This is a genomic window from Nonomuraea sp. SBT364, assembly GCF_001083785.1.
In the GTDB taxonomy this organism is placed as follows: Bacteria; Actinomycetota; Actinomycetes; order Streptosporangiales; family Streptosporangiaceae; genus Nonomuraea.
The window spans coordinates 39,679-61,676 of record NZ_LAVL01000029.1 but is presented as its reverse complement, the minus strand read 5'-3'; the positions used below and the strand labels follow the sequence as shown (position 1 = coordinate 61,676).

The 21,998-nt window shown below is 69.7% G+C and carries 23 protein-coding genes, 1 tRNA gene and 1 other RNA gene; 19 read left to right on the top strand and 6 right to left on the bottom strand.

Features of this window, described 5'->3' with window-relative positions:
* Positions 1 to 82: 82 nt before the first annotated feature.
* Both ADY59_RS48745 and ADY59_RS16390 read right to left on the bottom strand, forming a co-directional pair.
* Entirely contained in the window at positions 83 to 412 is a 330-nt protein-coding gene (locus ADY59_RS48745; RefSeq protein ID WP_082310147.1) for a helix-turn-helix domain-containing protein, read from the bottom strand.
* The gene (locus ADY59_RS16390) at positions 409 to 1,563 is read right to left on the bottom strand and encodes a tyrosine-type recombinase/integrase (RefSeq protein ID WP_082310146.1); all 1,155 of its coding nucleotides are present in this window, start codon (positions 1,561 to 1,563) and stop codon (positions 409 to 411) included. The genes ADY59_RS48745 and ADY59_RS16390 overlap by 4 nt, the downstream gene beginning before the upstream one ends.
* Positions 1,564 to 1,752: 189 nt before the next feature.
* On the opposite strand from ADY59_RS16390, the gene ADY59_RS16385 reads away from it, so the two are divergent.
* The 6 genes from ADY59_RS16385 to ADY59_RS16365 all read left to right on the top strand — a co-directional run bounded on the left by ADY59_RS16385 (position 1,753) and on the right by ADY59_RS16365 (position 6,460).
* Positions 1,753 to 2,064, top strand: a complete 312-nt coding sequence (locus tag ADY59_RS16385) for an RRQRL motif-containing zinc-binding protein (RefSeq protein WP_197093684.1) — start codon at positions 1,753 to 1,755, stop codon at positions 2,062 to 2,064.
* Entirely contained in the window at positions 2,061 to 2,210 is a 150-nt protein-coding gene (locus tag ADY59_RS50025) for a hypothetical protein (protein WP_156325539.1), read from the top strand. The genes ADY59_RS16385 and ADY59_RS50025 overlap by 4 nt, the downstream gene beginning before the upstream one ends.
* Positions 2,207 to 2,728: a hypothetical protein gene (locus tag ADY59_RS16380; RefSeq protein WP_049563005.1), complete on the top strand. Its 522-nt coding sequence runs from the start codon at positions 2,207 to 2,209 to the stop codon at positions 2,726 to 2,728. Before ADY59_RS50025 ends, ADY59_RS16380 begins: the two co-directional genes overlap by 4 nt.
* A complete protein-coding gene (locus ADY59_RS16375; RefSeq protein WP_053174819.1) occupies positions 2,725 to 3,690 on the top strand; it encodes a hypothetical protein in 966 nt (321 codons plus the stop codon). Before ADY59_RS16380 ends, ADY59_RS16375 begins: the two co-directional genes overlap by 4 nt.
* Before the next feature lie 114 nt (positions 3,691 to 3,804).
* Positions 3,805 to 6,102: a hypothetical protein gene (locus tag ADY59_RS16370; protein ID WP_053174816.1), complete on the top strand. Its 2,298-nt coding sequence runs from the start codon at positions 3,805 to 3,807 to the stop codon at positions 6,100 to 6,102.
* Between the two features lie 139 nt (positions 6,103 to 6,241).
* Complete coding sequence (locus ADY59_RS16365; protein WP_049563003.1) at positions 6,242 to 6,460, top strand: hypothetical protein; 219 nt, start codon at positions 6,242 to 6,244, stop codon at positions 6,458 to 6,460.
* Positions 6,461 to 6,473: 13 nt separating this feature from the next.
* Here the strand turns inward: ADY59_RS16365 and ADY59_RS16360 are convergent, their stop codons facing one another.
* Positions 6,474 to 6,743 (bottom strand): hypothetical protein, encoded by a 270-nt coding sequence (locus ADY59_RS16360; RefSeq protein WP_156325538.1) that lies wholly within the window; start codon positions 6,741 to 6,743, stop codon positions 6,474 to 6,476.
* 122 nt (positions 6,744 to 6,865) lie between these two features.
* Here ADY59_RS16360 and ADY59_RS16355 point away from each other — a divergent pair, with 122 nt between their 5' ends.
* From ADY59_RS16355 to ADY59_RS16340, 4 genes are all read left to right on the top strand, one after another.
* Entirely contained in the window at positions 6,866 to 7,381 is a 516-nt protein-coding gene (locus ADY59_RS16355) for a single-stranded DNA-binding protein (protein WP_049563000.1), read from the top strand.
* Between the two features lie 104 nt (positions 7,382 to 7,485).
* Positions 7,486 to 7,767: a hypothetical protein gene (locus tag ADY59_RS16350; protein ID WP_049562999.1), complete on the top strand. Its 282-nt coding sequence runs from the start codon at positions 7,486 to 7,488 to the stop codon at positions 7,765 to 7,767.
* Entirely contained in the window at positions 7,764 to 9,617 is a 1,854-nt protein-coding gene (locus tag ADY59_RS16345; protein WP_049562998.1) for a DNA polymerase, read from the top strand. The genes ADY59_RS16350 and ADY59_RS16345 overlap by 4 nt, the downstream gene beginning before the upstream one ends.
* A 4-nt stretch (positions 9,618 to 9,621) precedes the next feature.
* Entirely contained in the window at positions 9,622 to 10,575 is a 954-nt protein-coding gene (locus ADY59_RS16340; protein WP_082310145.1) for a hypothetical protein, read from the top strand.
* Between the two features lie 67 nt (positions 10,576 to 10,642).
* Here ADY59_RS16340 and ADY59_RS16335 read toward each other — a convergent pair whose 3' ends face one another.
* Positions 10,643 to 11,719 (bottom strand): MrcB family domain-containing protein, encoded by a 1,077-nt coding sequence (locus tag ADY59_RS16335; RefSeq protein WP_049562996.1) that lies wholly within the window; start codon positions 11,717 to 11,719, stop codon positions 10,643 to 10,645.
* A gap of 183 nt (positions 11,720 to 11,902) precedes the next feature.
* On the opposite strand from ADY59_RS16335, the gene ADY59_RS16330 reads away from it, so the two are divergent.
* The 4 genes from ADY59_RS16330 (at position 11,903) to ADY59_RS16315 (ending at position 15,642) form a co-directional block, all read left to right on the top strand.
* Positions 11,903 to 12,814, top strand: a complete 912-nt coding sequence (locus ADY59_RS16330; RefSeq protein ID WP_049562995.1) for a bifunctional DNA primase/polymerase — start codon at positions 11,903 to 11,905, stop codon at positions 12,812 to 12,814.
* Between the two features lie 44 nt (positions 12,815 to 12,858).
* Positions 12,859 to 14,034 (top strand): DUF3631 domain-containing protein, encoded by a 1,176-nt coding sequence (locus ADY59_RS16325; RefSeq protein ID WP_053174811.1) that lies wholly within the window; start codon positions 12,859 to 12,861, stop codon positions 14,032 to 14,034.
* Positions 14,035 to 14,144: 110 nt separating this feature from the next.
* Entirely contained in the window at positions 14,145 to 14,384 is a 240-nt protein-coding gene (locus ADY59_RS53705) for a helix-turn-helix domain-containing protein (RefSeq protein ID WP_049562994.1), read from the top strand.
* A 10-nt stretch (positions 14,385 to 14,394) separates the two neighbouring features.
* Complete coding sequence (locus ADY59_RS16315) at positions 14,395 to 15,642, top strand: tyrosine-type recombinase/integrase (RefSeq protein WP_049562992.1); 1,248 nt, start codon at positions 14,395 to 14,397, stop codon at positions 15,640 to 15,642.
* Between the two features lie 65 nt (positions 15,643 to 15,707).
* Here the strand turns inward: ADY59_RS16315 and ADY59_RS16310 are convergent.
* Positions 15,708 to 15,795, bottom strand: a tRNA-Ser gene (locus ADY59_RS16310).
* A gap of 83 nt (positions 15,796 to 15,878) precedes the next feature.
* Here ADY59_RS16310 and ffs point away from each other — a divergent pair.
* Both ffs and ADY59_RS16305 read left to right on the top strand, forming a co-directional pair.
* Positions 15,879 to 15,974, top strand: an RNA gene (gene ffs, locus ADY59_RS47995) — signal recognition particle sRNA small type.
* A 31-nt stretch (positions 15,975 to 16,005) separates the two neighbouring features.
* Positions 16,006 to 18,660 carry a DNA polymerase III subunit gamma and tau gene (locus tag ADY59_RS16305; protein WP_049562991.1) on the top strand — a complete coding sequence of 885 codons (2,655 nt, stop codon included), beginning with the start codon at positions 16,006 to 16,008 and terminating at the stop codon, positions 18,658 to 18,660.
* A 38-nt stretch (positions 18,661 to 18,698) separates the two neighbouring features.
* Here ADY59_RS16305 and ADY59_RS16300 read toward each other — a convergent pair whose 3' ends face one another.
* The gene (locus ADY59_RS16300; protein WP_197093683.1) at positions 18,699 to 20,114 is read right to left on the bottom strand and encodes a GAF domain-containing protein; all 1,416 of its coding nucleotides are present in this window, start codon (positions 20,112 to 20,114) and stop codon (positions 18,699 to 18,701) included.
* A gap of 341 nt (positions 20,115 to 20,455) precedes the next feature.
* Between ADY59_RS16300 and ADY59_RS16295 the strand changes: the two genes are divergently transcribed.
* From ADY59_RS16295 to ADY59_RS16285, 3 genes are read left to right on the top strand one after another with little or no spacing between them, the layout of a single operon-like run.
* The gene (locus tag ADY59_RS16295; protein ID WP_082310144.1) at positions 20,456 to 20,806 is read left to right on the top strand and encodes a YbaB/EbfC family nucleoid-associated protein; all 351 of its coding nucleotides are present in this window, start codon (positions 20,456 to 20,458) and stop codon (positions 20,804 to 20,806) included.
* Between the two features lie 3 nt (positions 20,807 to 20,809).
* Positions 20,810 to 21,409 carry a recombination mediator RecR gene (gene recR / locus ADY59_RS16290; protein WP_049562988.1) on the top strand — a complete coding sequence of 200 codons (600 nt, stop codon included), beginning with the start codon at positions 20,810 to 20,812 and terminating at the stop codon, positions 21,407 to 21,409.
* Positions 21,402 to 21,932, top strand: a complete 531-nt coding sequence (locus ADY59_RS16285) for a DUF5063 domain-containing protein (RefSeq protein ID WP_049562987.1) — start codon at positions 21,402 to 21,404, stop codon at positions 21,930 to 21,932. The genes recR and ADY59_RS16285 overlap by 8 nt, the downstream gene beginning before the upstream one ends.
* The last annotated feature ends 66 nt before the right edge of the window (positions 21,933 to 21,998 follow it).

Genomic DNA, 21,998 nt, shown 5'->3' with positions numbered 1-21,998 from the left:
GCCACCGTCGGCACAACCTGCAGACGGTGCTGAAGCCCCAGGACTGGCAGTCTCGGCAGCTTTGCGCCCGCTTGGTCATGGTTCAGACCGGAGGCAGGGAACGTCTCGCACCGCCTCGCCGTGGTGTTGGCCGCACGGATCCTCGGCCCTCGGCATCCTGTCCCACGGCGCGACGCTCATGCTCGGCCTCGGCCGAAACGGGTTCAGCCTCCAGGAGGTCGGCCACCGTGCAGTCCAGGGCGGTGCAGATCTTGTCCAGGTCGTCGAGGCGCACGGTCACCGGCTTGCCGCTCCACAGCGCCGCCACCTTGCTCAGCGATGGCGTGAAGCCGACCTGCTGAAAGACGGGCAACAGATCGCTGGGGCGCCAGATGTCGCGCTGAGCCGCGGCCCATCGCAGCTTCCATTTCATCGCAGATTCCCCTTGTCCATGACGAGCCGTTGGACGGCGCGATCGGAGGCGGCCAGGCTCGCTTTCTCCGGGTCGGCGTGTGCTGTGGCCAGGTACGACACCGTGGTGGTGGGCCGATCATGACCCAGCAGCTTCTGCACTTCCCAAAGCGACATGCCTCGCTCGTAGTTGTGCGTCGCGCAAGCGTGTCGCAGCAGGTGAGGGTAGAGAGTCTGGACCGGGCCGGGCAGGAACTGCTCGGCGGCCTTCTTCAGCGCGCTGCGGAACGTCCCGGGAGTTACCGCCGGGGACGGCGTAGGGACATTGAGCGCAGAGATCGTCGACGGGATCCGCTCCGACGGGAACAGCGGCGCGTTGGGATTGTCGGGATCATCGCAGAACGCGCCTCGGACCTCCTCCATGTACCACCACAGCAGGACACGGCCGTCCTCGAACATGTATGCCTCGCGTTCTCGCGGTCCGGATCCGCGCGCGCCCTTGCCGCGCACCAGGAACCGGCCATACTGGCCGGCCTCCCAATGCAGATCACCGATCCGCACGCCGCACAGCTCGGCGGCGCGGACACCGGAGACGTAGGCGACCTTGGCCATCACGTAGTCGCGGCAGGCGATGACCGGCTTGCGTGCATCGGCCAGCGAGTCTCGCCACAGGCTCAGGAACTCGCGTATCGCTCGCTGCGAGGGCGGAATCCGCACGCCGAAATCGCCGCGGTGGCGGGGTCGGTTGAACGGGTCGATCGGCGATTCCACGGCGACGCCGAAGCGGCGGGCGATCTCACCGGCGTAACGCTGTTCCAGGAAGCTGAAGTAGCCATCGATCAGGCACACCTTCTGCCGGACGGTCGATCGGCCGCGTTTGCCCGCCCCGGCGAAGTACATGTCGACCTGTCGCGGTGTCAGCTGCCATGCCACCACGCCGTAGTGCTGGCAGATCTCCAAGACGGGCTTGATCAGCTTGTCCAGGGTGCTGGGGGCGAGGCCTGCCGCGTCTCGGGCCCACTGGTACTCGGCCAGCGTGTCGAGGAAGAAGTTCTCCTGATCGTCGGCGGCGATCTCGGCTGCTTGGCGTCTTTGCAAGGTCAAGACATCGGCCAGGCCTGGTTCGATCTTCGGCTCTGTGGTGGTGTCACTGGCCGACGCTGCTGTCGGCACGACGGACAGTCGATGACTCTTAGAATCCGCCACGATACGGAAAGTTACAGGAGTTGCTCGTGGATTCCAGGAGTTTGGCTCAAAATCCTGGGTGCCTTCCAAGCAGAGGCATCAACGTCCTGGCCAGCCGGAATGCGGCAACACAACGCGCTGAGGGCTGAGGAACCCAGACGAACTCCAGCTTGGAAGATGGCCCCGCCGCACCTGCTCACCCTGCGACAGCTCACCGCCAAAGGGCTGCGGCCCGGCGGGCAGGGCGTCCAGGCTCAGGTGTTGTGGCGCTCGCGCCGCTACGGCGCGCCCGGGGTCCGTGCCGCCTACCTGTACGACGTGCGGTTCGCGCTGCCCAAGCGCACCGCCACGGCGCGTCAGCGCGTCGCCCTCGGCAAGGCCAACGCCGCCCGCCGCACCTGCCCCGAATGCCTGCGTGACGCCGGCTACGTGCTGCCGCGCCACCTCGGCACCTGCCTCGACTGCGCCGAAGAGATGGCCGCCGCATGAACGCCCTCGACATCCGCGCCGAGCTGCGCGCCCTGCGCGACCGCATCGAGACCGAGCTGAACGACGAACACAGCGACCGTCAGTACGTGCTCGAAGAGGTCGCCACCGACCTGGACGACCTCATCACCCGTCTGGAGTCCCCGTGAACGGGCTGACACTGTGCCCGCGGCCCGAGGCCGCCGCCCCGCCCGTGCTGGTGAGCGACCCTGCCGGGCTGTTCGCCGAGCTGGCCCGCCTGGACCTGCCGCGCGGCGAGTACGTGGTGTGCGGGTCGGCCGCGCTGTACGTGCGTGGCCTGCGCGCCCGCATGGGGGACCTCGATGTCCTGGCCCGCGGCCCGGCCTGGCAACAGGTGCTGAGCCTCGGCGTGCCGCCGAGCGTGGCTCTGTCCGGTCACGGCCTGGTCGTCAACCACCCGGCCGCGGCGATTGAGTTCGTGGACCGCTGGACGGCCGGTTGGCCCACCGACTACCTGATCGCATCCGCCGACCTGATCGACGGCATCCCCTTCATGCGTCTGGGCGATGTCCTGGCCTGGAAGCAACGCGCCCGCCGGCCGAAGGACCTGCCCGACATCGCCGCCGTGCACCGGCTACGCCGCCTGTGGAACGGCGACCCCGCCCCCGCCCACACCGACAAGACCGATTGGAGGAAAGCCGCATGAGTCTCGCCACACCGACGCCCGAACCGAGCCCGGAGGATGTCTCCCGCGCGCTGGCCGAGATCGAACGCCACCTGGCCGAACCGGCACCGCCCGCACCCGAGCCGCCGGCAGAGCTGGACGACACGGGGGAGACCCGGCGGGTACGGCGGTTGCGCGCCGAGGTCGCCGAGGCTCGCGCCCTGGCCACGCTCCAGACCGACGACACGCCGCTGCTGCTGGACACGCCCCGGCTGCGCAAGCGCCGCAAGAAGGCTCACGAGGCGGCCCGCCTGCACCTGCTGGGACAAGACCCGGCCATGCGAGCGTGGCAAGCCGCGCGGATGCGCCGCCTGCTGGTCGGCGCCGCGATGGTCGCGCTGACGCTGGCGCTGGCCTGGTCAACCGCCGGCGTCCAGCACTTCGCCGCCGAGGGCGCCCCGCCCTGGTCACCCAGTTGGGTCTTCGCCTGGCTGGTCGAGCCGTTCATGTCCATCGCGCTCCTGGTCGTCGTGGGCGCCCGCGCCTACCTCGGCACGCAGGGACAGCCGCTCAACGATCGCAAGCTGATCCGGATCGAGTGGCTGTTCCTCGGGCTGACCCTCGGCATGAACGCCTGGCCGTACCTGCCGTGGAGCACCGACGACTTCTCACTGTCGCGCTTGGTGCTGCACGTGCTGGGGCCGATCGTGGCCGTGGCCATCGTCACCGCCCTGCCGATCATCCTGGCCGCCTTCGCCCAACTCGACCCCACCCGCGGACCGGCGGACGGCGGGGTTACCGGCCTTACGTACAGCGCAAACACCGGTGATCGGGTAAGGCGCGCCGCCGCCGAGGTGGCTCCGCTGATCGAGCGCGCACAGGTACTCATCGCGGCCGGCGAACTGCCCGACACCCCGAGCGCCTACAAGATCCAGCGGGCGCTTCGCTGCGGCATGGACGACGCGCGCGCCGTCCGTGACGCCCTTGCCCAGGAGGCCGCGTGATGACCACGCCGGCCCGCTTCCATCCCACGAACACACAGGGTGCGGCCACATCCGCCAAGACCCGGCCGCACCCTGCCACCCCGCCCACTGCATCGCACACGAGGTGATCCCATCATGACGCATGACCCGTCCATCCCCGCCGACCAGCCGGAACCGCTCACGAACGGTCAGCCGGCGCCCCCCGACTCCGAGCACACCGAGCACGCCGAGGCCGGCGACGGCAAGGGCGCGGACATCGTCCACCTGGACACCGCCCGCGCCGGCCGCCACCCCTACCGACCCGACGACCCGGAGCCGTCCAGTCCTGCCCCCGCCGCCGACCGGCCGACCCTGGAAGGGCAGGTCATCCGGGTTGACCAGCCCGGCAAGGTTGATTCCGACTGGCGCGCCGAGCTGGAGGCCAAGGTGCGCACGCGCCGCCCCGTCGTGCCGCTGTGGCTGCGCTCGCGTACCGAGGCGTTGCAGACCCTCGGCTGGCTGGGCAAGCACTACGCGCACGTGGCCGGCTACCAGCTCACCCGTACCCCGATGTACGCCGGCCGGCTGGCCTTCCGCTCCCCGCGCGGCCTGGCCAGGCTCGCCGGCGGCATGGTGCGCTGGACGTTCGACCTGGAAGGCGAACCGGTACGGGTCGCCGCCGTGCAGAAGGCCGATCCCGAGGCGTACCTGAAGCTGTCCCGGCAACGCGATTCCCGCGTCCGGCTGCGTGTGCCGGTCATGCTGGTGGTGCTGGTCACGCTCCTGATCGCGGCCATCATCGTGGCCGTCGCGGCGACCGCCGTGCAGTGGGGCGCCCTCGCGGTGGCGCTGGCCGCCCTCGGCATCCTCGGCAAGCCCGCGGACCGGCCGCTGATCGAGCGCGCCGTGCTGGCCTCCACCGTGGAGAAACTGACCAGCGACATCGTGATCAGGTCGCTGACCTCCCTGGGCATCGCCGGCATCACGCAGGCGATGTCCAAGAACCCGAAGGAGGCCATCCGGTTCGTGGCCCCCATCACCCGCGACGGTCCCGGCTGGCGCGCCGACATCGATCTGCCCTACGGCGTGACCGTAGGCGACATCCTCGACAAGCGCGACCGGATGTCCGGCGCGCTGCGCCGCCCGCTCGGCTGCATCTGGCCCGAGGGCGACCCCTCCATCCACGAGGGACGACTGATCCTGTGGGTAGGCGACAAGGACCTGTCCAAGACCATCGTCAAATCGCCCCTGCTCAAGGCCACCTCCCACGACCTGTTCAAGGGCGTCCCGTTCGGCAACGACCCGCGCGGCCGGCTGGTCACCGTGCCGTTCATCGAGCACAACATGCTGATCGGTTCCCTGCCCGGCCAGGGCAAGACCGCCTCGGTACGCGAACTGGCCGCCGGCGTCATGCTCGACCCGACCGCCGAGGGCTGGTTCCACGAACTGAAGGGCACCGGCGACCTCGACCCGTACGAGAAGGTCTGCCACCGCTACGTCTCCGGCATCCAAGACGAGGCCATCGCCTACGCCGCCGACTCGCTGAGTCTGCTGCGCAAGGAGGTCATGCGCCGCACGGCAGCGCTCAAGACGGTGCCGCCGGACCTGTGCCCGGACAAGAAGGTCACCCGGCAAATCGCAGACAAGCGCTCCCTTGGGTTGCACCCGCTGGTGGCCATCTTCGACGAGTGCCAGAACCTGTTCGCCCACCCTACGTACGGGGCAAAGGCGGGTGAGGATGCCGAGTTCATCATCAAGTTGGGGCGCGCCCTCGGCGTGATCCTGATCCTGGCCACCCAGCGCCCGGACAAGGACAGCCTGCCCACCGGCATCTCGGCGAACGTGTCCATCCGGTTCTGCCTGCGGGTGGCCGGCCAGACCGAGAACGACATGATCCTCGGCACGTCCGCCTACAAGAACGGCATCCGCGCCACCATGTTCGTGCCCGGACCTCCGGACAAGGGCGGCGATGCCGGCACCGGCTACCTCATCGGCGCGACCCCGATGCCCAAGGTGGTCAAGTCGGCTTACCTGGACACCCCGCAAACCCAGCTCATCGCCGATCGCGCCTATGCGCTGCGCAAGGCCGCCGGCACCCTGTCGGGTCACGCCCTCGGCGAGACGCCCGAACAGCTCACCCCGAGCTATGACCTGCTGGCCGACATCCTGGCAGTGGTCGGGGCGTCCGAGGCCAAGGTGTGGAACGAGGTCGTCATCGCCCGACTGGCCGAACTGCGGCCGGACGTCTACGGCGCATGGGACGCGCTGGAGGGCGGCGCCAAGACGGCGCAACTCACCACCGCACTCAAGCCCTACGGCATCAAGACGATGCAGGTGTGGGGCACTCCCGAGAGCGGCGGCAAGGGCGCCAACCGCATCGGCATCGCCCGAGACGACATCTTCAACGCCGTCACCGAGAGTGACAAGCGACAGGGTTCCGGGGCGGCTTCATAGCTCACCGATCACCTCTAGATCTAGAGGCAGGCCCCTCTAGGTCTAGAGGTTCCCCTAGACCCGAAAACCGCTGTCTACCAGCGATCTAGCGTCTAGAAGCTGACTTGCGCAAACCCCGGAATCGGCCCTGGAGGCCATCTTGGCTACCGTCATCGCCCTGCTAGTCGTCTGCCTGCCGATAGTCACTCTCGGTTACGCCTGCTGGTGCTACGCCTCCCCGTGGGGCGTCTGCCGCCGGTGCGCGCCCGGCGGCAAGAACCACACCTGCCGCGCCTGTGAGGGCACCGGCATGCGGCCCCGCCTCGGCTGGCAGCTCTACGTCTACCTACGCCGCCTGCACCACGACGGCACCCGCTGATCCAGCCGACCCCTTAACCCCGATCCAGTACGCCGAGCCCGTCCACCCGCCCGTCTCGCACGTCGGCCAGGGCTTGCAGATATCCCGCCTCGACCGCGCGATGCACGACGTTCGAGATCGGCTCGGGCATGTCCATCCAACCTCCCCATCCCGAGCACAGATTCGCGGTCGCCTCATACGCCTGCCGCTCATCGGCCATGTCCGCCCGCGGCGCACCGCGCAACACGTTCACCGACCGCTCCCACTCCGCCAGGTCCTCGGGGGTGTAGCTCTCCTCAGCCATACGCACGACGGTACGCGTCGCCGGCCCCGGCAGGGAGTCGAACCGGCGCGCGTACTCAGACACCCCACCTGCGATGCCTCGCTAACCAACACCGATCCCGAAAACCTGAAAGGAAGTCCGCCATGTCCGGCGAGACCACGATCACCATCATCGGCAACCTGACCGGTGACCCCGAACTGCGCTTCACCCAGACCGGCGCCGCCGTCGCCGGCTTCACCATCGCCTCCAGCGCCCGCACCTACAACAAGAGCGTGGAGCAGTGGGAAGACGGAGAGGTCCTGTTCATGCGTTGTAGCGCGTGGCGCGACCTCGGCGAGCACGTCGCCGAGTCCCTGACCCGCGGAACCCGCGTCATCGCCTCGGGCCGGCTGCGCATGCGCACGTTCGAGACCGGCGACGCCGACAAGCGCACCGTCATGGAGATGACCGTTGACGAGGTCGGCCCGTCGCTGCGGTTCGCCACCGCCCGGCCGGTCAAGGCCGCCCGCGGCAACGGCCAGGCCACCCGCAACGGCAACGCCTCCACCGGCAGCGCGTCGGCCGGCGGGTTTGACGACCCGTGGGCCGGCGCCACCCCTGCGGCGGCCTCGGCGCGCGGCAACGGCTGGAACGGCGACGGAGACGAGCCGCCGTTCTGACCCGCCCCGGTTCCTGACGCCTCGGCACGGCGCGGCCTGCTCTCACCCGCCGCCGTCGCCGCGCCGAGGCGCCCCCGCCCTCTTGAGGAAGGACCCGTGTGCCCATGCCGCGACCCACTCTGACCGCCGAACCCGACGACCAGGCATCGCTGTTCACCGTCGCGCCGGACAGCGCCGAGGCTGCGGTGTCCGGTGTGCGCTTCGCCGCTGCCGACCCCACCGCCCACGATGCCGCGCTGGCCGGCGACGGTTACGGCTGGCTGGCCGCCGCGCTGCCCGCGCCGAGGCCGCCCACCTGCCCGGCCTGCCACCGCGCCACCGTGCTGCCGGCGAGTGCGCCGGTGCTGTGGACCTGCCCGCACTGCCACCCCGTGGAGGCCCGATGACCGCCCCACCCGCCGCCCCGGCCGGCTGCTACGTACGCGAGCACGCCGGCCACGTCATGACCGTCCATCCGCCCGCCGCGTTCGAGCCGGCCGCGTTCGCCCGCTTCTGCGCCGCTGAGGCGATGCTGGGGCTGGACGTGGAGACCAGCGCCATTGACGACAAAGGTCCCCGCCAGTTCACGCCCGCCTTCACCGTGCGATTGGTCCAATTCGGCTCCCCGCGTGAGGCGTGGGTGCTCGACCCCGCCGACCCCGACCAGCACGCCGCGATCAGGGCGACGCTGGCCGATCCCGCGCGCCGGTTCGTCACCCACACCTCCTACGATCCGCTGGCCGTCTGGTCGGCCTTCGGCATCGCGCTCGGGCAGCGCGTCATCGACACGCACCTGCTCTCCAAGCTGATCGACCCCGACGAGCGCGCCGGCCACGGACTCAAAGAGCTGACCGGCCGCCACCTCGACGACGGCCTACAACAAGCCGAGGCCGCCCTACACGCCCGGATGCGCGCCCTGGCCCCGATCGGTCACCGCGCCGGCCACACCTGGCAGATCTGGGGATGGAACCACCTGCCGACCAGCGATGAGGCGTACCTGGTGTACGCAGGGTTGGACGCCGTCTACGTGCGCCGGTTGCTGCCGGTGCTGCTGCGTGGCTGCCTCGACTTCACGCACCTGGTGCGGATGGAACAATGGCTGGCCGCCCACGCGACCGGCATCACCATCCGCGGCCTGCTGCTGGACCGCCCCTACACCACCGCCCTCCTGCACCAGGTCCAGCGCGAGCACCACGCCGCCGAGACGGCCATAGCGCAGACCCTCGGCTTCCCGGCCGGCTCACCCCGGTTCGCCTCCTGGCTGGACGGCCACCTCACCGAGGCGGGCATCACCGACCTGCCGCGCACCCCCACCGGCCGCCTGAAGGTCACCGCCGACACCCTCACCACGCTCACCGAACGGGGCGCCGGCGCGCTGCCCGCCCCGGTGCGTGACCTGCTGGCCGCGCGGCAGACGGTCGCCCGCACCTCCAACCTGATTGCCAACCTGACCGCGTTCCTACGCGCCGCCGATCCGGCCGGCCGTGTCCACCCGCAGATCAACACCCTGCGCGCCAAGACCGCTCGCATGTCCATCACCGGCCCGGCGTTGCAGACGCTCAAGAAGCACGACCCGCGGCTACGGCACTGCTTTCGCGCCGACCCCGGTCACGTGCTGATCTCCTGCGACTTCTCGCAGGTAGAGGTACGGGTGGCCGCCGCCCTGTCCAACGACCCGACCCTGAAACAGGTGATCGCTTCCGGCACCGACATCCACGACGCCACCGCCGCCCTGATGTACGGCGACGGCTACACCAAAGAGCAACGCACCATCTCCAAGCGGTGCACCTTCGGCACCCTGTACGGCGGCGGCGCGACCGCGCTGGCCGACCAGACCGGCGTCACACCCGAGGTGGCCCGGCAGGTCATCGACCGGTGGCAGTCCACCTATCCGCGCGTGATCGCCTACACCAAGGCACTTGCCTCACAGAGTGTGGTGACCACGCCGAGCGGCCGGCGTATCCCCGCCGACCCCGCCCGCGGCTACGCCAACGGCAACTACATGGTGCAATCCACCGCCCGTGACCTGCTGCTGGCCGCCGTCTACCGGTTCGCCACCGCCCACCCGCAAGCCAAGCTGTGGCTGTTCGTCCATGACGAAGTCATCATCCAGGCCACCACCCGCGACGCCGAACGCCTGTGCGCCGACCTTCAAGGCGCGATGACGACCAGCTTCCGAGGCGTGCCCATCGTGGCCGACGCCGACATTCTCGGCACCCACTGGGGCCACCTGCCCGACCAGCACGTAAGGACCTGACCTCATGACCATCACCTCCCCGCCCGCGCTGCGTGTGCTCAGTCTCGGCGCCGGTGTGCAGTCCACTACCCTGCTCATGCTCGCCGCCGCGGGCCGGCTACCCAAGGTCGATGTCGCGATCTTCGCCGACACCGGATGGGAACCCCGGTCGGTCTACGAACACCTCGATCGCCTGGAACGGGAAGTCGCCCGCCCTGCCAACATCCCCATCGTTCGCGTTCAGGCGACCAGCAACGCCCAGCGCATCACCGGCGACCTGCGCAACGACTCCCTCACACCAGGGGCGTTCGTACGCCTGCCGGTCTTCGTCCGCAACCGGCACGGCTCCGGCGCCGCCATGGTCCGACGCCAATGCACCGAAGAGTACAAGGTCGCCCCGATCAAGGCGGCTATACGCGAACGCCTCGGCTACCCGCACCCCCGCCGAGTTCCGGCCGACGTCTACGCCGAACAGTGGGTCGGCATCAGCCGCGACGAATTCCACCGCGCCAAGGACGCCCGTGTGCGTTACCTGCGCAACGCCTTCCCGCTGCTGGACCTGCCGGGCTCCGCCGACAACGTCACCGGCTGGACCCGCGGCGATTGCCTGCGCTACCTCCGCCGCGCCGGCTGGGGATCCACCCCCAAGAGCGCCTGTATCGGCTGCCCCTTCCATGGCAACCGGCAATGGCGAGAGCTGCGCGACGACCACCCCGAGGAATGGGCCGACGCCGTCGAATTCGACCGCGCCCTGCGCGCTATGCCGCTACGCGGGATCAAGGAAAAGCCCTACCTACACCGCAGCTTGCTACCCCTCGATCAGGCGCCCATCGACAAGGTCACCCGCCGCGAATGGAGCAGCCGCCAGGGCAACCTGTTCGATTTCTTCGCCGACGAAGACCCCGAAGAAGGCGCCGTGGACGGCTGTTCTCCGTGGAGCTGCCGCGGTGACATCGCCGCCGACCAGGAAGCCGCCTGAACCCCGCCATCCTCGCCCTCGGCTAGCGCAGCTGCCTTTAGCCGAGGGCATTCTCTGCCGCAGAGTTTCAAGAGCACAACTGTGCTGTATTTGCAGTCCTCGAACCACGCCAAACATTGCCGTCCGCCCAGACGCTAGCGATGTTCAACGTTTCTAGAAGTTCAACGCACGCATCGCCGATATCTTCGTTGAAGACCGCGAGCATCCTGACGGCCTCTGTCTGGCCAGGATAGAGAAAGTGGCGATACCACAACAGTTGACCAATCGCCTCACGAGTTGCGCTAACCGCATCGCCGCGCCGAACCATCTTGACCTCGATCAGCCACTCGTTACTGTCGAGTTTGACTGTCATGTCTCGCGGATGGACCACGGTGTTCGGCTCCAGCCCCAACGAAATGAGGTACTCGCCGTACTCTCTGACGACTCGTTCGTGTTTCCGGCTCTTGACGAGAGTGCGCGCCTTGACCGTCGCTACGTAATCAGCCTCATCCTTTGGCTTGAACTCCGCCGTCCTGTCCCGGGAAAGAGCGGGTTCCTTCTGGACGGTGGTGACAATCGCATCGGGCAGGGTTTGCCGGAGCTCTTCACGGGCGACCAAAGCCTCTTCGTACAACCGAATGAATCGCTGTAGATCCTTTACCATGGTGATTTCGCTTGGCAGGTCGGCGAGTTTGTACGTGGTAGCCAGGATGTTGCCGAATTCGTAGTGGACCGGAAGAGCTGCCTTGGAACCCAGCGCAATAGTCGTGTCAAGCCCGTGCGCGATTTCTGCGGGAAGGGCCCCTCTGATCGCATCCGCCTGCTGCTTCAACAGTTGGCGTCCGCGCGCGGTCTTGAAACGGTCGATGAGCTCAGTTACGCCCTGATTCAGACTCAGGGCTACCGTCTGCATATCCTCCGCGAACAGATACACGACGTACATGCCATGTCTGGCCGTATCTGTCTCGTCAGGATCGAACACCGAGATCCACGGCACAAACGCCGCCGCACCTTTGCCACCGCTGCCAACTGGCAGGTAACCGGCCGGAACCCACTGACGCAACTCCGTTCCGGCCTGCCGAAGCAGGCGCTGAGCCTCGCTCGACATGCCGAGCGACCGGTCGTAAGTCTCGCCAATCCGTCCGATGAGCGATCGGAGCTCCATCAGCTGGTCTCCTCGCGGGCTTGGGGGGTGGATCACCAACTGTAGTCGGGCTAACCGACATTTTTCTCTGGCGCATGACCTGCCCCCCCAACTGGTGGCTCTGCCGCCTATCTCACCAGGCCACCAGTTGGGGGGCGTCCCTGCTGATCAAGTACGTGACCCTTGCGAACGAGAGGTTCAACCATGCCCAATCTGCGTACTGCCGTCGTCAGCGCTGCCCGGCGCGGCTGGCACGTCTTTCCGGTGACACCGCTCGGCAAGTACCCCGCCCGCGGCTTCACCGACTGGGAGCACAACGCCACCACCGACCCCGACCGACTGGCCGCATGGTGGCAGCGCGCCCCCTACAACGTCGGCATCGCCTGCGGACCCTCTGACCTTCTGGTCATCGACCTGGACCTGCCCAAGGCCGGCGAGCACCCGCCCGCCGCCTGGGTACGACGTGGCATCGCATCCGGTGAGCAGGTCTTCCGCCATCTGTGCGCCGAGCACGGCCAGCCCTACCCCGACGACACCCGCACCGTGACCACCCGCCGCGGCGGCCTGCACCTGTACTTCACCGCCCCACCCGGCCGCCATCTCGGCAACACCTCGGGAGCACGCGGCAAGGGTCTGGGCTGGCTCATCGATACCCGCGGCGCCGGCGGCTACGTCGTCGCACCCGGCAGCTACGTGGCCGCCCGCGACGGCACCGGCCCCTACACCCTGACCCGCGACCAACCACCCGCACCGCTACCCGACTGGCTGGCCGACGCGCTCACCCCGCCCCCGTCACAACCCGCCACGGGCACGGTCGCCGAGCTGCGGGCCGGCCTGCCCGTCCGCCGGCTGACCACCTACGGCCACGCCGCCCTGACCGGCGAGATAGAGCGCGTGGCCACCGCCCCGGACGGAGGCCGCAACCGCGCCCTCAACCTGGCCGCCTGGAAACTCGGCAAGCTCATCGCCCGCGGCGCGCTACCCCGCGACCTGGTCGAACACGCCCTGCAAACCGCCGCCGAGACCGCCAACAGCCACAGCCGAGACCCGCGCCCACCGCGCGCGCTGGCCGCCGTCATCAGCTACGGCATCGACGCCGGCATACGCGCCGCATGAACCGTCTCTGCGCTGCCCGTCAACCGACTTCGGGAGACCACACCATGCACCACCGCACACCCAACGGCGCGGCCCTGCTCAACCAGCTCCGCGCCGCCATGACCCGATACGTGATCCTGCCGACCACCGAAACCACTGACGCGGTCACCTTGTGGATCGCTGCCACCCATGCCCAACCCGCATGGGCGCACGCGCCCCGCCTGGTCATCCGCGGCCCGGAAAAGCGCTGCGGCAAGTCCCGGCTACTCGACATCGTGGAGGCCACCTGTCACAACCCGTTCATCACGGTCAACTCCTCCAGCGCCGCCGTCTACCGCTCCATCACCGACGACCCGCCGACCATGCTCGTGGATGAGGCCGACACCATCTTCGGCCCCAAGGCGGACGGCAACGAAGACCTCCGCGGCCTGCTCAACGCCGGACACCAGCGCAACCGGCCGGCCAAGCGCTACGACGCCAACGCCAACCGCGTCGAGTCCATCCCGACCTTCGCCATGGCGGCGCTGGCCGGTATCGGCGCGATGCCCGACACCATCGAAGACCGCGCCGTGGTCGTCCGGATGCGCCGGCGCGCCCCTGGCGAAACCGCCGCTCCCTACCGACACCGCCGCGACCGCACACCCCTGCGCGACCTGGCCGCCGACCTCAACCAGTGGCTACGCGCCGACCTGGCCACTCTGGAACAGGCGGAACCCGCCATGCCCGTGGAAGACCGCGCCGCCGACACCTGGGAGCCGCTGGTCATCGTCGCTGACTACGCCGGCGATACATGGCCCGACCGCGCCCGAGCCGCCGCCGTGGCCCTGACCGCCGAAGCCGACGACAACGGCCACACCTCGGCGCGCGTGCGCCTGCTGGCCGCCTGCCGCACCGCGTTCGGCACCGACACCGCACTGCCCACCGCCGTACTCCTGGAACGGCTCAAGGCCGATCCCGAGGCCGAATGGAACGAGCACGGCCCCGCCGGACTGACGCCCCGGAAGCTCGGCATCATGCTCGGCGAATACGAGATCCGTTCGGCCAACATCCGGTTCACCACTGGACAGGTCAAGGGCTACCAGCGCGCCGATTTCCTGGACGCCTGGGGCCGTTACTGCCCGACCGTTGAACCCGTTCCCGAGGGCGATGTGGTGCCGTTCGCCAGGGATACCCGTCCCATCCGTCCCAACCTCGTCAACGCAGGTCAGCGCGGGACGGGAACCGCGCCTGGGACGGGTTGACCCGTCCCACCCTTTCTACCCGTCCCAGGCTTGACCTGCGGAAATGAGCTTGGGACGGATGGGACGGATACCCCTCAGAAAACTGCTCCTGGACACGGAGATTCAGACTCATGAGCGTTGATCAAATCATCCCCGTTGTACCGACCGAGACCGAGGAAGCCCTACTGCTCAAGGTGGAGGAAGCCGCGCGCCGGCTGCGAATCGGCCGTACGCAGATGTACCAGCTCCTTGCAAGCGGCGCCGTCGAATCCGTCTACATCGGACGCCTGCGCCGTGTCCCTGTCGAGTCCCTACACGACTACGTGTCCACGCTCCGGGCTCACTGCCCGGCTCAGCGTGGCGCGGCTTGAGGAGGTGAGCATGGGCAAGCGGAAGCCGAACGGCGCATCGAGCATCTACCTCGGCAAGGACGGCAAATGGCACGGGCGTGTAACCGTGGGCGTCAAGGACAACGGCAAGCCTGACCGCCGCCATATCGAGCGCCGGACAGAAGCCGAGGTCATCAAGGCCGTACGGGAAATGGAACGTCAACGGGACGGCGGCAGCGTCCGTAAGGCTGGCCAGCGCTGGACGGTAACCAAGTGGCTCACGCACTGGATCGAGAACATCGCTGTCCCACCAGCCGTTCGCGAGAGCACGCATTCCGGCTACAAGGTGGACGTGACAAAGCATCTCATCCCTGGCATCGGTGCCCACCGTCTCGACAAGCTGGAGCCTGAGCACCTCGAAAAGCTCTACGCCAAAATCCAGCGGTCGGGCAGGTCCGCCGGCACGGCTCACCATGTCCACCGAACCATTCGCGCCGCCCTCAATGAGGCAGTGCGGCGCGGCCATCTCACCAAGAATCCGGTGATGCTCGCCAAAGCGCCGGTACTCACGGACACCGAGATAGAGCCGTACGACATCGAAGAAATTCGGCGCCTGTTCAAGGCCGCCGACGCCTTGCCGAGAAACAGCGCTCGGTGGGGAATCGCGCTTGCCCTCGGCCTGCGGCAGGGTGAAGCCCTCGGTCTGCGCTGGGAACACGTGAACCTGGACAAAGGCGTTCTCAGAGTCCGGCGAAGTCGTCAACGGCCCAAGTACGCCCATGGCTGCGATGACCAGCCCTGTGGACGAAAGCCAGGCTTCTGCCGGGCACGACGGCAGATCAACGAGGACACGGCGGACACCAAGTCGAAGGCGGGGCGGCGCGTGATTGGCCTGCCCGATGAGTTGGTGGCTCTGCTCAGGAAACACAAGACAGAGCAGGATAAGGACCGTGAAGCGGCCCGCCAACTGTGGCAAGAGGGCGGATGGGTCTTCACGACCGCGACCGGCCAGCCTGTGAGCCCTTCCAGCGACTACCACGAATGGAAGGCTCTGCTGAAGGCCGCCGGCCTACGGGACGGACGCCTTCACGACGCTCGCCACACCGCCGCCACGGTGCTGCTCATCCTCGGCGTACCCGAGCGCACCGTCATGGCCATCATGGGATGGTCGGCCTCGGGCATGGCGGCGCGGTATCAGCACGTGACGGACGGCATCCGGCAGACCGTCGCCAAGCAAGTCGGTGGGCTGATCTGGGAGACGGAAACGGAAGTCACCGACACCCCGGAAGAGGCCAACTGAGACGGAAAATGAGACGGAACGTCAAGAGGGGTCATGCCGCTGATCGCGGCATGACCCCTCTGAGCTGGCGGAGGATAGGGGATTTGAACCCCTGAAAGGTTGCCCTTTACACGCTTTCCAAGCGTGCGCCCTCGGCCACTAGGCGAATCCTCCGCCGACGAGCTTACCGGACTTCCTGGCGTGTGAAGACCACGATTTCCGTGGAGCGAGCACTGCCGCATCCCGCTAGACTGTCCGTGGACCCCTCGCGCGGCGTCATCCTGTGAACCTCCCCAGGGCCGGAAGGCAGCAAGGATAAGCGGGCTCTGGCGGGTGTGCGAGGGGTTCTTTTCGTTAGGAGCCCCTCGCAGGCGGGATGGTCGCATGAGCCTTGCGCTTTACCGCAAGTACCGGCCCGGGACCTTCGCCGAGGTCAAGGGTCAGGAACACGTCACAGACCCGCTGCGGCAGGCACTGCGCACCGGCCGAGTCAACCACGCCTACCTCTTCAGCGGCCCGCGCGGCTGTGGCAAGACCTCCAGCGCCCGCATCCTGGCCCGCTCGCTCAACTGTGAGAAGGGCCCGACCCCCGACCCGTGCGGCACCTGCGAGTCCTGTGTCGCGCTGGCGCCGACGGGCCCCGGCCACCTCGACGTGATCGAGATCGACGCGGCTTCCCACGGTGGCGTCGACGACGCCCGGGACCTGCGTGAGCGGGCCTTCTTCGCGCCGGTCTCCGCGCGCTTCAAGATCTACATCATCGACGAGGCGCACATGGTGACCCGTGAGGGTTTCAACGCGCTGCTCAAGCTCGTCGAGGAGCCGCCGCCGCACCTGAAGTTCATCTTCGCGACGACCGAGCCGGAAAAGGTCATCGGCACGATCAAGTCGCGTACCCACCACTATCCGTTCCGGCTGATGCCGCCCGCGACCCTCCGCGCGCTGATGGAGGAGATCCTCAGCTCCGAGAGCGTCCCGTTCGAGCCGACCGCGCTGCCGCTCGTCGTCCGCGCCGGCGCCGGGTCGGCCCGCGACTCGCTGTCCATCCTCGACCAGCTCCTGGCCGGGGCCGAGGACGACGGCATCACCTACGCCAAGGCCGTCTCGCTGCTCGGCTACACCGACGGCGACCTGCTCGACGACGTCGTGGCCGCGTTCGCCGACCGCGACGGCGGCCGGGTCTTCCAGGCGGTCAACCGGGTCGTCGAGGGCGGCCACGACCCGCGTCGCTTCGCCTCCGACCTGCTGGAGCGCTTCCGCGACCTGGTCATCCTGGCCAACGTCCCGGAGGCGGCCTCCAGCGGCCTGCTCGACCGTCCCGCCGACGAGCTGGAGCGTCTCGTCCAGCAGGCAGCGTCCATGGGGCCAGCCGAGCTCACCCGCGCCGCCGAGATCTTCAACGCCGGGCTCACGGAGATGCGCGGCGCCACCTCGCCCCGGCTCCTGCTGGAGCTGATGTGCGCCCGGGTCCTGCTCCCCGTGGCTTCCCAGGGGGAGGTCGCCCTGCTCGCACGGCTGGAGCGCCTCGAACGCGGCGGCGCCGTCGCCCAGATGGCCGCCCGTTCAGCTGCCCCCGCCGCGCCGGTACGCGAGCCCGTCCACGACGCGGCCCCGGGCGTGGCCGCGCACGGCCCCGCTGCTGTGGTGCAGGGCGGGGGACCCGCCGGGGCAGGGCATGCTGCCCCGGATGGCGGTGCCGCACCGGGTGCCGCACCGGGCGAAGGGCACGCGGCGCGGCCGTCGGCCGACGACTGGCCCGAGACCGTACGCCCCGGCTCGCCGCCGCAACCCGCTCCCGTCCAACCGGCCACCGCCGGTCAGCCCGCCCCCGGGCAGTCCACGCCCGGGTCCTCGCCCGGGTCCACGCCCGGGTCCTCGTCAGGGCAGTCCTCGTCCGGGCAGGGGGGGCCGGTTGCCGGTGGGGCCGGGGCGATCCAGCAGCAGTGGCCCGCGGTGCTGGCGGCGCTCAAGCAGCGCAGCATCGTGGTGTGGGCCAACGTGAGCACCAACGCCCAGGTGGTGGGCGTCGAGGGCAACCTGGTCACCCTCGGCTTCACCCAGGTCGGCGCGATGAAGAACTTCACCGGCGGCGGCAAGGACGCCGTGGTGGCCGGTGCGCTCGGCGACGTCCTGGGCGGTACGTGGCGGGTGGAGGCGGTGGTGGGCGGCGGGCCTCCGGCGGCCTCACGCGGCCCCCAGCCGGGCGGCTCTCATCCCGGCGGCGCTCCGGGTAACGCGCCGGGCTCGCACCCGGGTGGCGCGTCCGGGTCGCACCCGGGAGGGGCGCCGGGCTCGCACCCGGGGGGTGCGTCGGGTTCTCATCCTGGCGGTCCTTCCGGGCCGCAGGGCGCCACGTCCAACGGCGCGGCGGACGTACAGCAGGCCGGTCCCGGCTCGTCCGGGGCCGCGCAGGGGGAGGCCGGCGGCCCGGCCGCCCGGGGCGGGCTTTCGGGGCCCCCGTCGGGGCCGGCGGGGGCGCGTCCCGAGGGGGCTGCGGGCTCTCGTCCCGGTGGCCCCGCGGGCTCGCACGCGGGCGCTTCGATGAGCTCGTACGGGGACGCCGCCGCGCGGTCGGGCAGCGGGGCGGCGGCGGACGGTCCGCAGGACGCGGGGTCCGTTCAGCAGGACGCCGCGCCGGACGGGACGGCGGGCGGGCCGAGGACGACGGACGAGTCATGGCCGTCGGCCCCCGACGACCCGGGGCCGGGCTCGCCTCCCACGCCCGATCCCACCCGGACGGCTTCCGGGCGGGCGTCGGGCGGCGCGTCGGGCGGTGCGGTGGGCGCCGGGCTGGCGGCGGCCCGTTCCGCGGCCAGGGCGGCAGCCCAGGCGGGGCCCCGCGCAGGCGCCCGGTCGGGGGCCCGGCAGGGCGCGACGTCGGGGTGGCCGGAGGCGGTGCCGGGCCGCGGCAAGACCTCGGAGACGGAGGACGTCGATCCGCTGAACGACGCGGACGCCGACGTGGACGCCGTCTCGGGCATGGCCCTCCTCCAGCGCGAGCTGGGCGCCCAGGTGATCGGCGAGATCGACCACACCTGACCCCCCACCTCACCCGTGGGACGGGCCGTACGCGGCGATCAGGCGGTGCGGAGGCGGGCGTGGGCGGCGGCGGCGCGGGGGTCGCCCGGCGGGAGCGCCCTGGTGATGCGTTCGAGGACCTGGTAGTCGTCGCGGCCGCTCTCCGTCTGGGCGTAGGCCCACAGGTCCTGGGGGGTGCCGTGACGCAGGATCGTGGAGCGGACCTGCACTTCGAGCTCGTCACGGGCGCGGCGGATCTCGGGCGACTCCGAGCGCGGCAGGAGCGGCCCGGCGTAGGCGCGGGCCAGGGCCGCCGGGTCGTTGGCCGACAGCAGGCGGCGCAGCTCCAGGAAGTCGGCGTCCACGGGTGAGGTCAGCCGGTAGGGCTTGGCCTCGACGATCGCGCCGAGCTGGGCGCGCAGGCGGTGCACCTCGGCCCTGATGGTGACGGGGTTGCCCGCGTCGCCGTACAGGTGGAAGGAGAGCTGGTCGGCGGACAGGCCGCGGGGGTGGAGCGCGAGGAGCGCGAGGATCTCGGCGTGCCGCAGGGAGAGCGGGAGCTTGCGGCCGTTGACGACGGCGGTCGGGGTGCCGTCGCCGAGCAGCGCGAGGCCCAGGGGGGAGGCGCTGACGGTGGGGGTGGCGCGCAGGAGGTAGCCGCCGGAGAAGGGCTCCAGGACGGCTACGCGGCCGTCGCGCAGGATCATCCGGTCGCCGGTGGAGGGCAGCGTGACGCGCGAGCCGAGATGGCCGGAGGGGTCGCCGGCGATGACCCGGCCGGTGGGGGACAGCAGGATCGTGGAGCGGGCGCGCAGCCCCTCGTAGCGGCGGCGCAGCACGTCGTCGCGCTCGTGCATGCGCAGGGCGAGCTGGGTCTCGGCGAGCTTGGCCGCCGCGCCGACGAGGGCGATCGTGGCCGGGTGGAGGCTGGGCGCGGTGCCGCTGATGTCGACGCAGCCGAGGATCTGGCCGGTGTCGGGGTCGATGATCGGGGCGGCGCTGCACGACCAGACGTGCAGCACGCGCATCAGGTGTTCCTCGGAGTAGACGTGCACGGGCCGGCGCAGGGCCAGGGCCGTGCCGATGCCGTTGGTGCCGACGGCGTTCTCGCCCCAGTGGTGACCGGCGGCGAGCCCGACCTGGTCGGCGCGGCGCAGGGTGGCGGCGTGGCCCTCGCGCCACAGGACCCGGCCTTCGGCGTCGGTCACCAGGACGATGTGCTCGCTCTCGTCGGCCGAGCGGCCCAGCGTCTGGGCCAGGAGCGAGAGCAGGGGCTGGAGCGGGTGCGAGGCGCGGATGTCCTTCATCGTCGCGGTGTCGAACGCCAGGGGGGCGGCGGTGGCGTCGAGGTCGATGCCGGCGTCGAGGGAGCGCCGCCAGGAGGCTCCGATCATCCCGCGCGGCTCGACGGGCGTCACCTCGTCCGCGCTGATGCTGTCGTGCGCCGCGCGCAGACGACGGGAGTATGCGTTCAAGTGAGCGTAACTCATCGGCCACTCCATGTAATCAGCCCCTTAGGCGAGCATCCGTTGTACAGGGCTCCCGGCGCAACCCGTTCAGGGGATTGCTTAGAGTGATTGAACGATCGCAACGTGTGTGCAACGTGGTGAAGTCTAGGGTCTCTGACGACGCACCGGCATGGTGCGGCCGCTCCGGCCGGTGTGATGGCCGGGTCCCGGACACTGGAGGGGGGCCGGGATCCGGCCAGAATGAGGCAGGGGCGCGAAACACCTGTATGCCCGCCAGTACATGACCGCGCCCAAACACCGTAGGCTCGTGGCAGTCAAGAACGCGGAGCCACGAGGAGCGCACGACGGTGAACCCAGGGGATGTCAACCTGCAGCAGCTGCTGGAGCAGGCCCAGCTCATGCAGCAGCAGCTTGTGAGCGCCCAGCAGGAGCTCAACGACGCGCAGATCGAGGGCTCGGCCGGCGGCGGCATGGTCACGGCCGTCGTCAACGGTTCGGGCGAGCTGCTCGAGCTCAAGATCGATCCGAGCGTGATCGACGCCGCGGATCCGCAGGACACGGCCGACACGATCGCCGATCTGGTGATCGCCGCCGTGCGCGACGCCATCAGGGCGGCCGCCGACCTGCAGCAGGAGAAGCTGGGCCCGCTGGCCCAGGGGCTGGGTGGCGGCGGCCTCGGCCAGTTGCCGGGGTTCTAGGCGATGTACGAAGGGGTCGTCCAGAACCTGATCGACGAGCTCGGCCTGCTCCCCGGCGTCGGTCCCAAGAGCGCGCAGCGGATCGCCTTCCACCTGCTGGCGGCCGATCCGGCCGACGTCAAGCGGTTGGCGCACGCGCTCCTGGAGGTCAAGGAGAAGGTCCGGTTCTGCCGGGTGTGCGGCAACGTGGCCTCCGAGGAGGAGTGCCGCATCTGCCGCGACCCGCGCCGCGACACGCACGTGATCTGCGTGGTCGAGGAGTCGAAGGACGTCGTCGCGATCGAGAAGACGCGCGAGTTCCGCGGCACCTACCACGTGCTCGGCGGGGCGATCAGCCCGATCGACGGCGTCGGCCCCGACGACCTGCGCATCCGTGAGCTCATGACCCGGCTGGCCGACGGCCGGGTGACCGAGCTCATCATCGCCACCGACCCCAATCTCGAGGGTGAGGCGACGGCGACCTACCTCGCCCGTCTGGTCAAGCCGATGGGTGTGAAAGTGACACGACTGGCCAGCGGTCTGCCTGTGGGCGGTGACCTCGAGTACGCCGACGAGGTGACCTTGGGCCGCGCGTTCGAAGGACGGAGGCTGCTGGATGTCTGACGAGTGGAACGCCCTGGCGGAGGAGATCGCCGGCCACGCGAGCAACTATGTGGACGGCCTGGCGAGAGTCGCCGGCGGCGAGGGCGGCGACGCCATCTGGTCGCTGCTCCTGGTCGAGGTCGCGCAGGTGAGCCTGGCGGGCGCCAAGCTCGGCGCCAACCGCGACGTGATCCTGTCGGGCAACTACGAGCCGCCGCTGAGCGAGGACCCCGACATCGACGGGGTGCGCACGGCGCTGGCCGAGCGGCTCGGCCCGGTCGACGACTACGCCGAGGTGTTCGACCCGTACAAGGACACGGCGGTCACGCCCTACCGGCTCTCCGACGACCTGACCGCGGTCGCCGCCGATCTCATCCACGGGCTGCGCCACTATCAGGCGGGGCGGCCGCACGAGGCGCTGTGGTGGTGGCAATACTCCTACTTCAACACCTGGGGCAACCACGCGGGCGCGGCCATGCGCGCGCTGCAGGCTCTGGCCGCGCATTCGCGGCTCGACGTGGCCGAGGAGGCCACGACCGTCTGACGGGTGTCCACATAGTGGTTGAGCCATCAGTGGCATGAGAGGCCCCAAGTAGACTGGCACTTCACA

What these genes read in the sequence shown, in the direction of transcription:
- ADY59_RS16360 (WP_156325538.1), bottom strand. Translation starts at nt 6,743, where the DNA reads ATGGCTGAGGAGAGCTACACCCCCGAGGACCTGGCGGAGTGGGAGCGG.
- ADY59_RS16335 (WP_049562996.1), bottom strand. Translation starts at nt 11,719, where the DNA reads ATGGAGCTCCGATCGCTCATCGGACGGATTGGCGAGACTTACGACCGG.
- ADY59_RS16285 (WP_049562987.1), top strand. Translation starts at nt 21,402, where the DNA reads ATGTCTGACGAGTGGAACGCCCTGGCGGAGGAGATCGCCGGCCACGCG.
- ADY59_RS16385 (WP_197093684.1), top strand. Translation starts at nt 1,753, where the DNA reads ATGGCCCCGCCGCACCTGCTCACCCTGCGACAGCTCACCGCCAAAGGG.
- ADY59_RS48745 (WP_082310147.1), bottom strand. Translation starts at nt 412, where the DNA reads ATGAAATGGAAGCTGCGATGGGCCGCGGCTCAGCGCGACATCTGGCGC.
- ADY59_RS16340 (WP_082310145.1), top strand. Translation starts at nt 9,622, where the DNA reads ATGACCATCACCTCCCCGCCCGCGCTGCGTGTGCTCAGTCTCGGCGCC.
- ADY59_RS16345 (WP_049562998.1), top strand. Translation starts at nt 7,764, where the DNA reads ATGACCGCCCCACCCGCCGCCCCGGCCGGCTGCTACGTACGCGAGCAC.
- ADY59_RS16370 (WP_053174816.1), top strand. Translation starts at nt 3,805, where the DNA reads ATGACGCATGACCCGTCCATCCCCGCCGACCAGCCGGAACCGCTCACG.
- ADY59_RS16330 (WP_049562995.1), top strand. Translation starts at nt 11,903, where the DNA reads ATGCCCAATCTGCGTACTGCCGTCGTCAGCGCTGCCCGGCGCGGCTGG.
- recR (WP_049562988.1), top strand. Translation starts at nt 20,810, where the DNA reads ATGTACGAAGGGGTCGTCCAGAACCTGATCGACGAGCTCGGCCTGCTC.
- ADY59_RS16325 (WP_053174811.1), top strand. Translation starts at nt 12,859, where the DNA reads ATGCACCACCGCACACCCAACGGCGCGGCCCTGCTCAACCAGCTCCGC.
- ADY59_RS50025 (WP_156325539.1), top strand. Translation starts at nt 2,061, where the DNA reads ATGAACGCCCTCGACATCCGCGCCGAGCTGCGCGCCCTGCGCGACCGC.
- ADY59_RS16350 (WP_049562999.1), top strand. Translation starts at nt 7,486, where the DNA reads ATGCCGCGACCCACTCTGACCGCCGAACCCGACGACCAGGCATCGCTG.
- ADY59_RS16375 (WP_053174819.1), top strand. Translation starts at nt 2,725, where the DNA reads ATGAGTCTCGCCACACCGACGCCCGAACCGAGCCCGGAGGATGTCTCC.
- ADY59_RS53705 (WP_049562994.1), top strand. Translation starts at nt 14,145, where the DNA reads ATGAGCGTTGATCAAATCATCCCCGTTGTACCGACCGAGACCGAGGAA.
- ADY59_RS16315 (WP_049562992.1), top strand. Translation starts at nt 14,395, where the DNA reads ATGGGCAAGCGGAAGCCGAACGGCGCATCGAGCATCTACCTCGGCAAG.
- ADY59_RS16305 (WP_049562991.1), top strand. Translation starts at nt 16,006, where the DNA reads ATGAGCCTTGCGCTTTACCGCAAGTACCGGCCCGGGACCTTCGCCGAG.
- ADY59_RS16355 (WP_049563000.1), top strand. Translation starts at nt 6,866, where the DNA reads ATGTCCGGCGAGACCACGATCACCATCATCGGCAACCTGACCGGTGAC.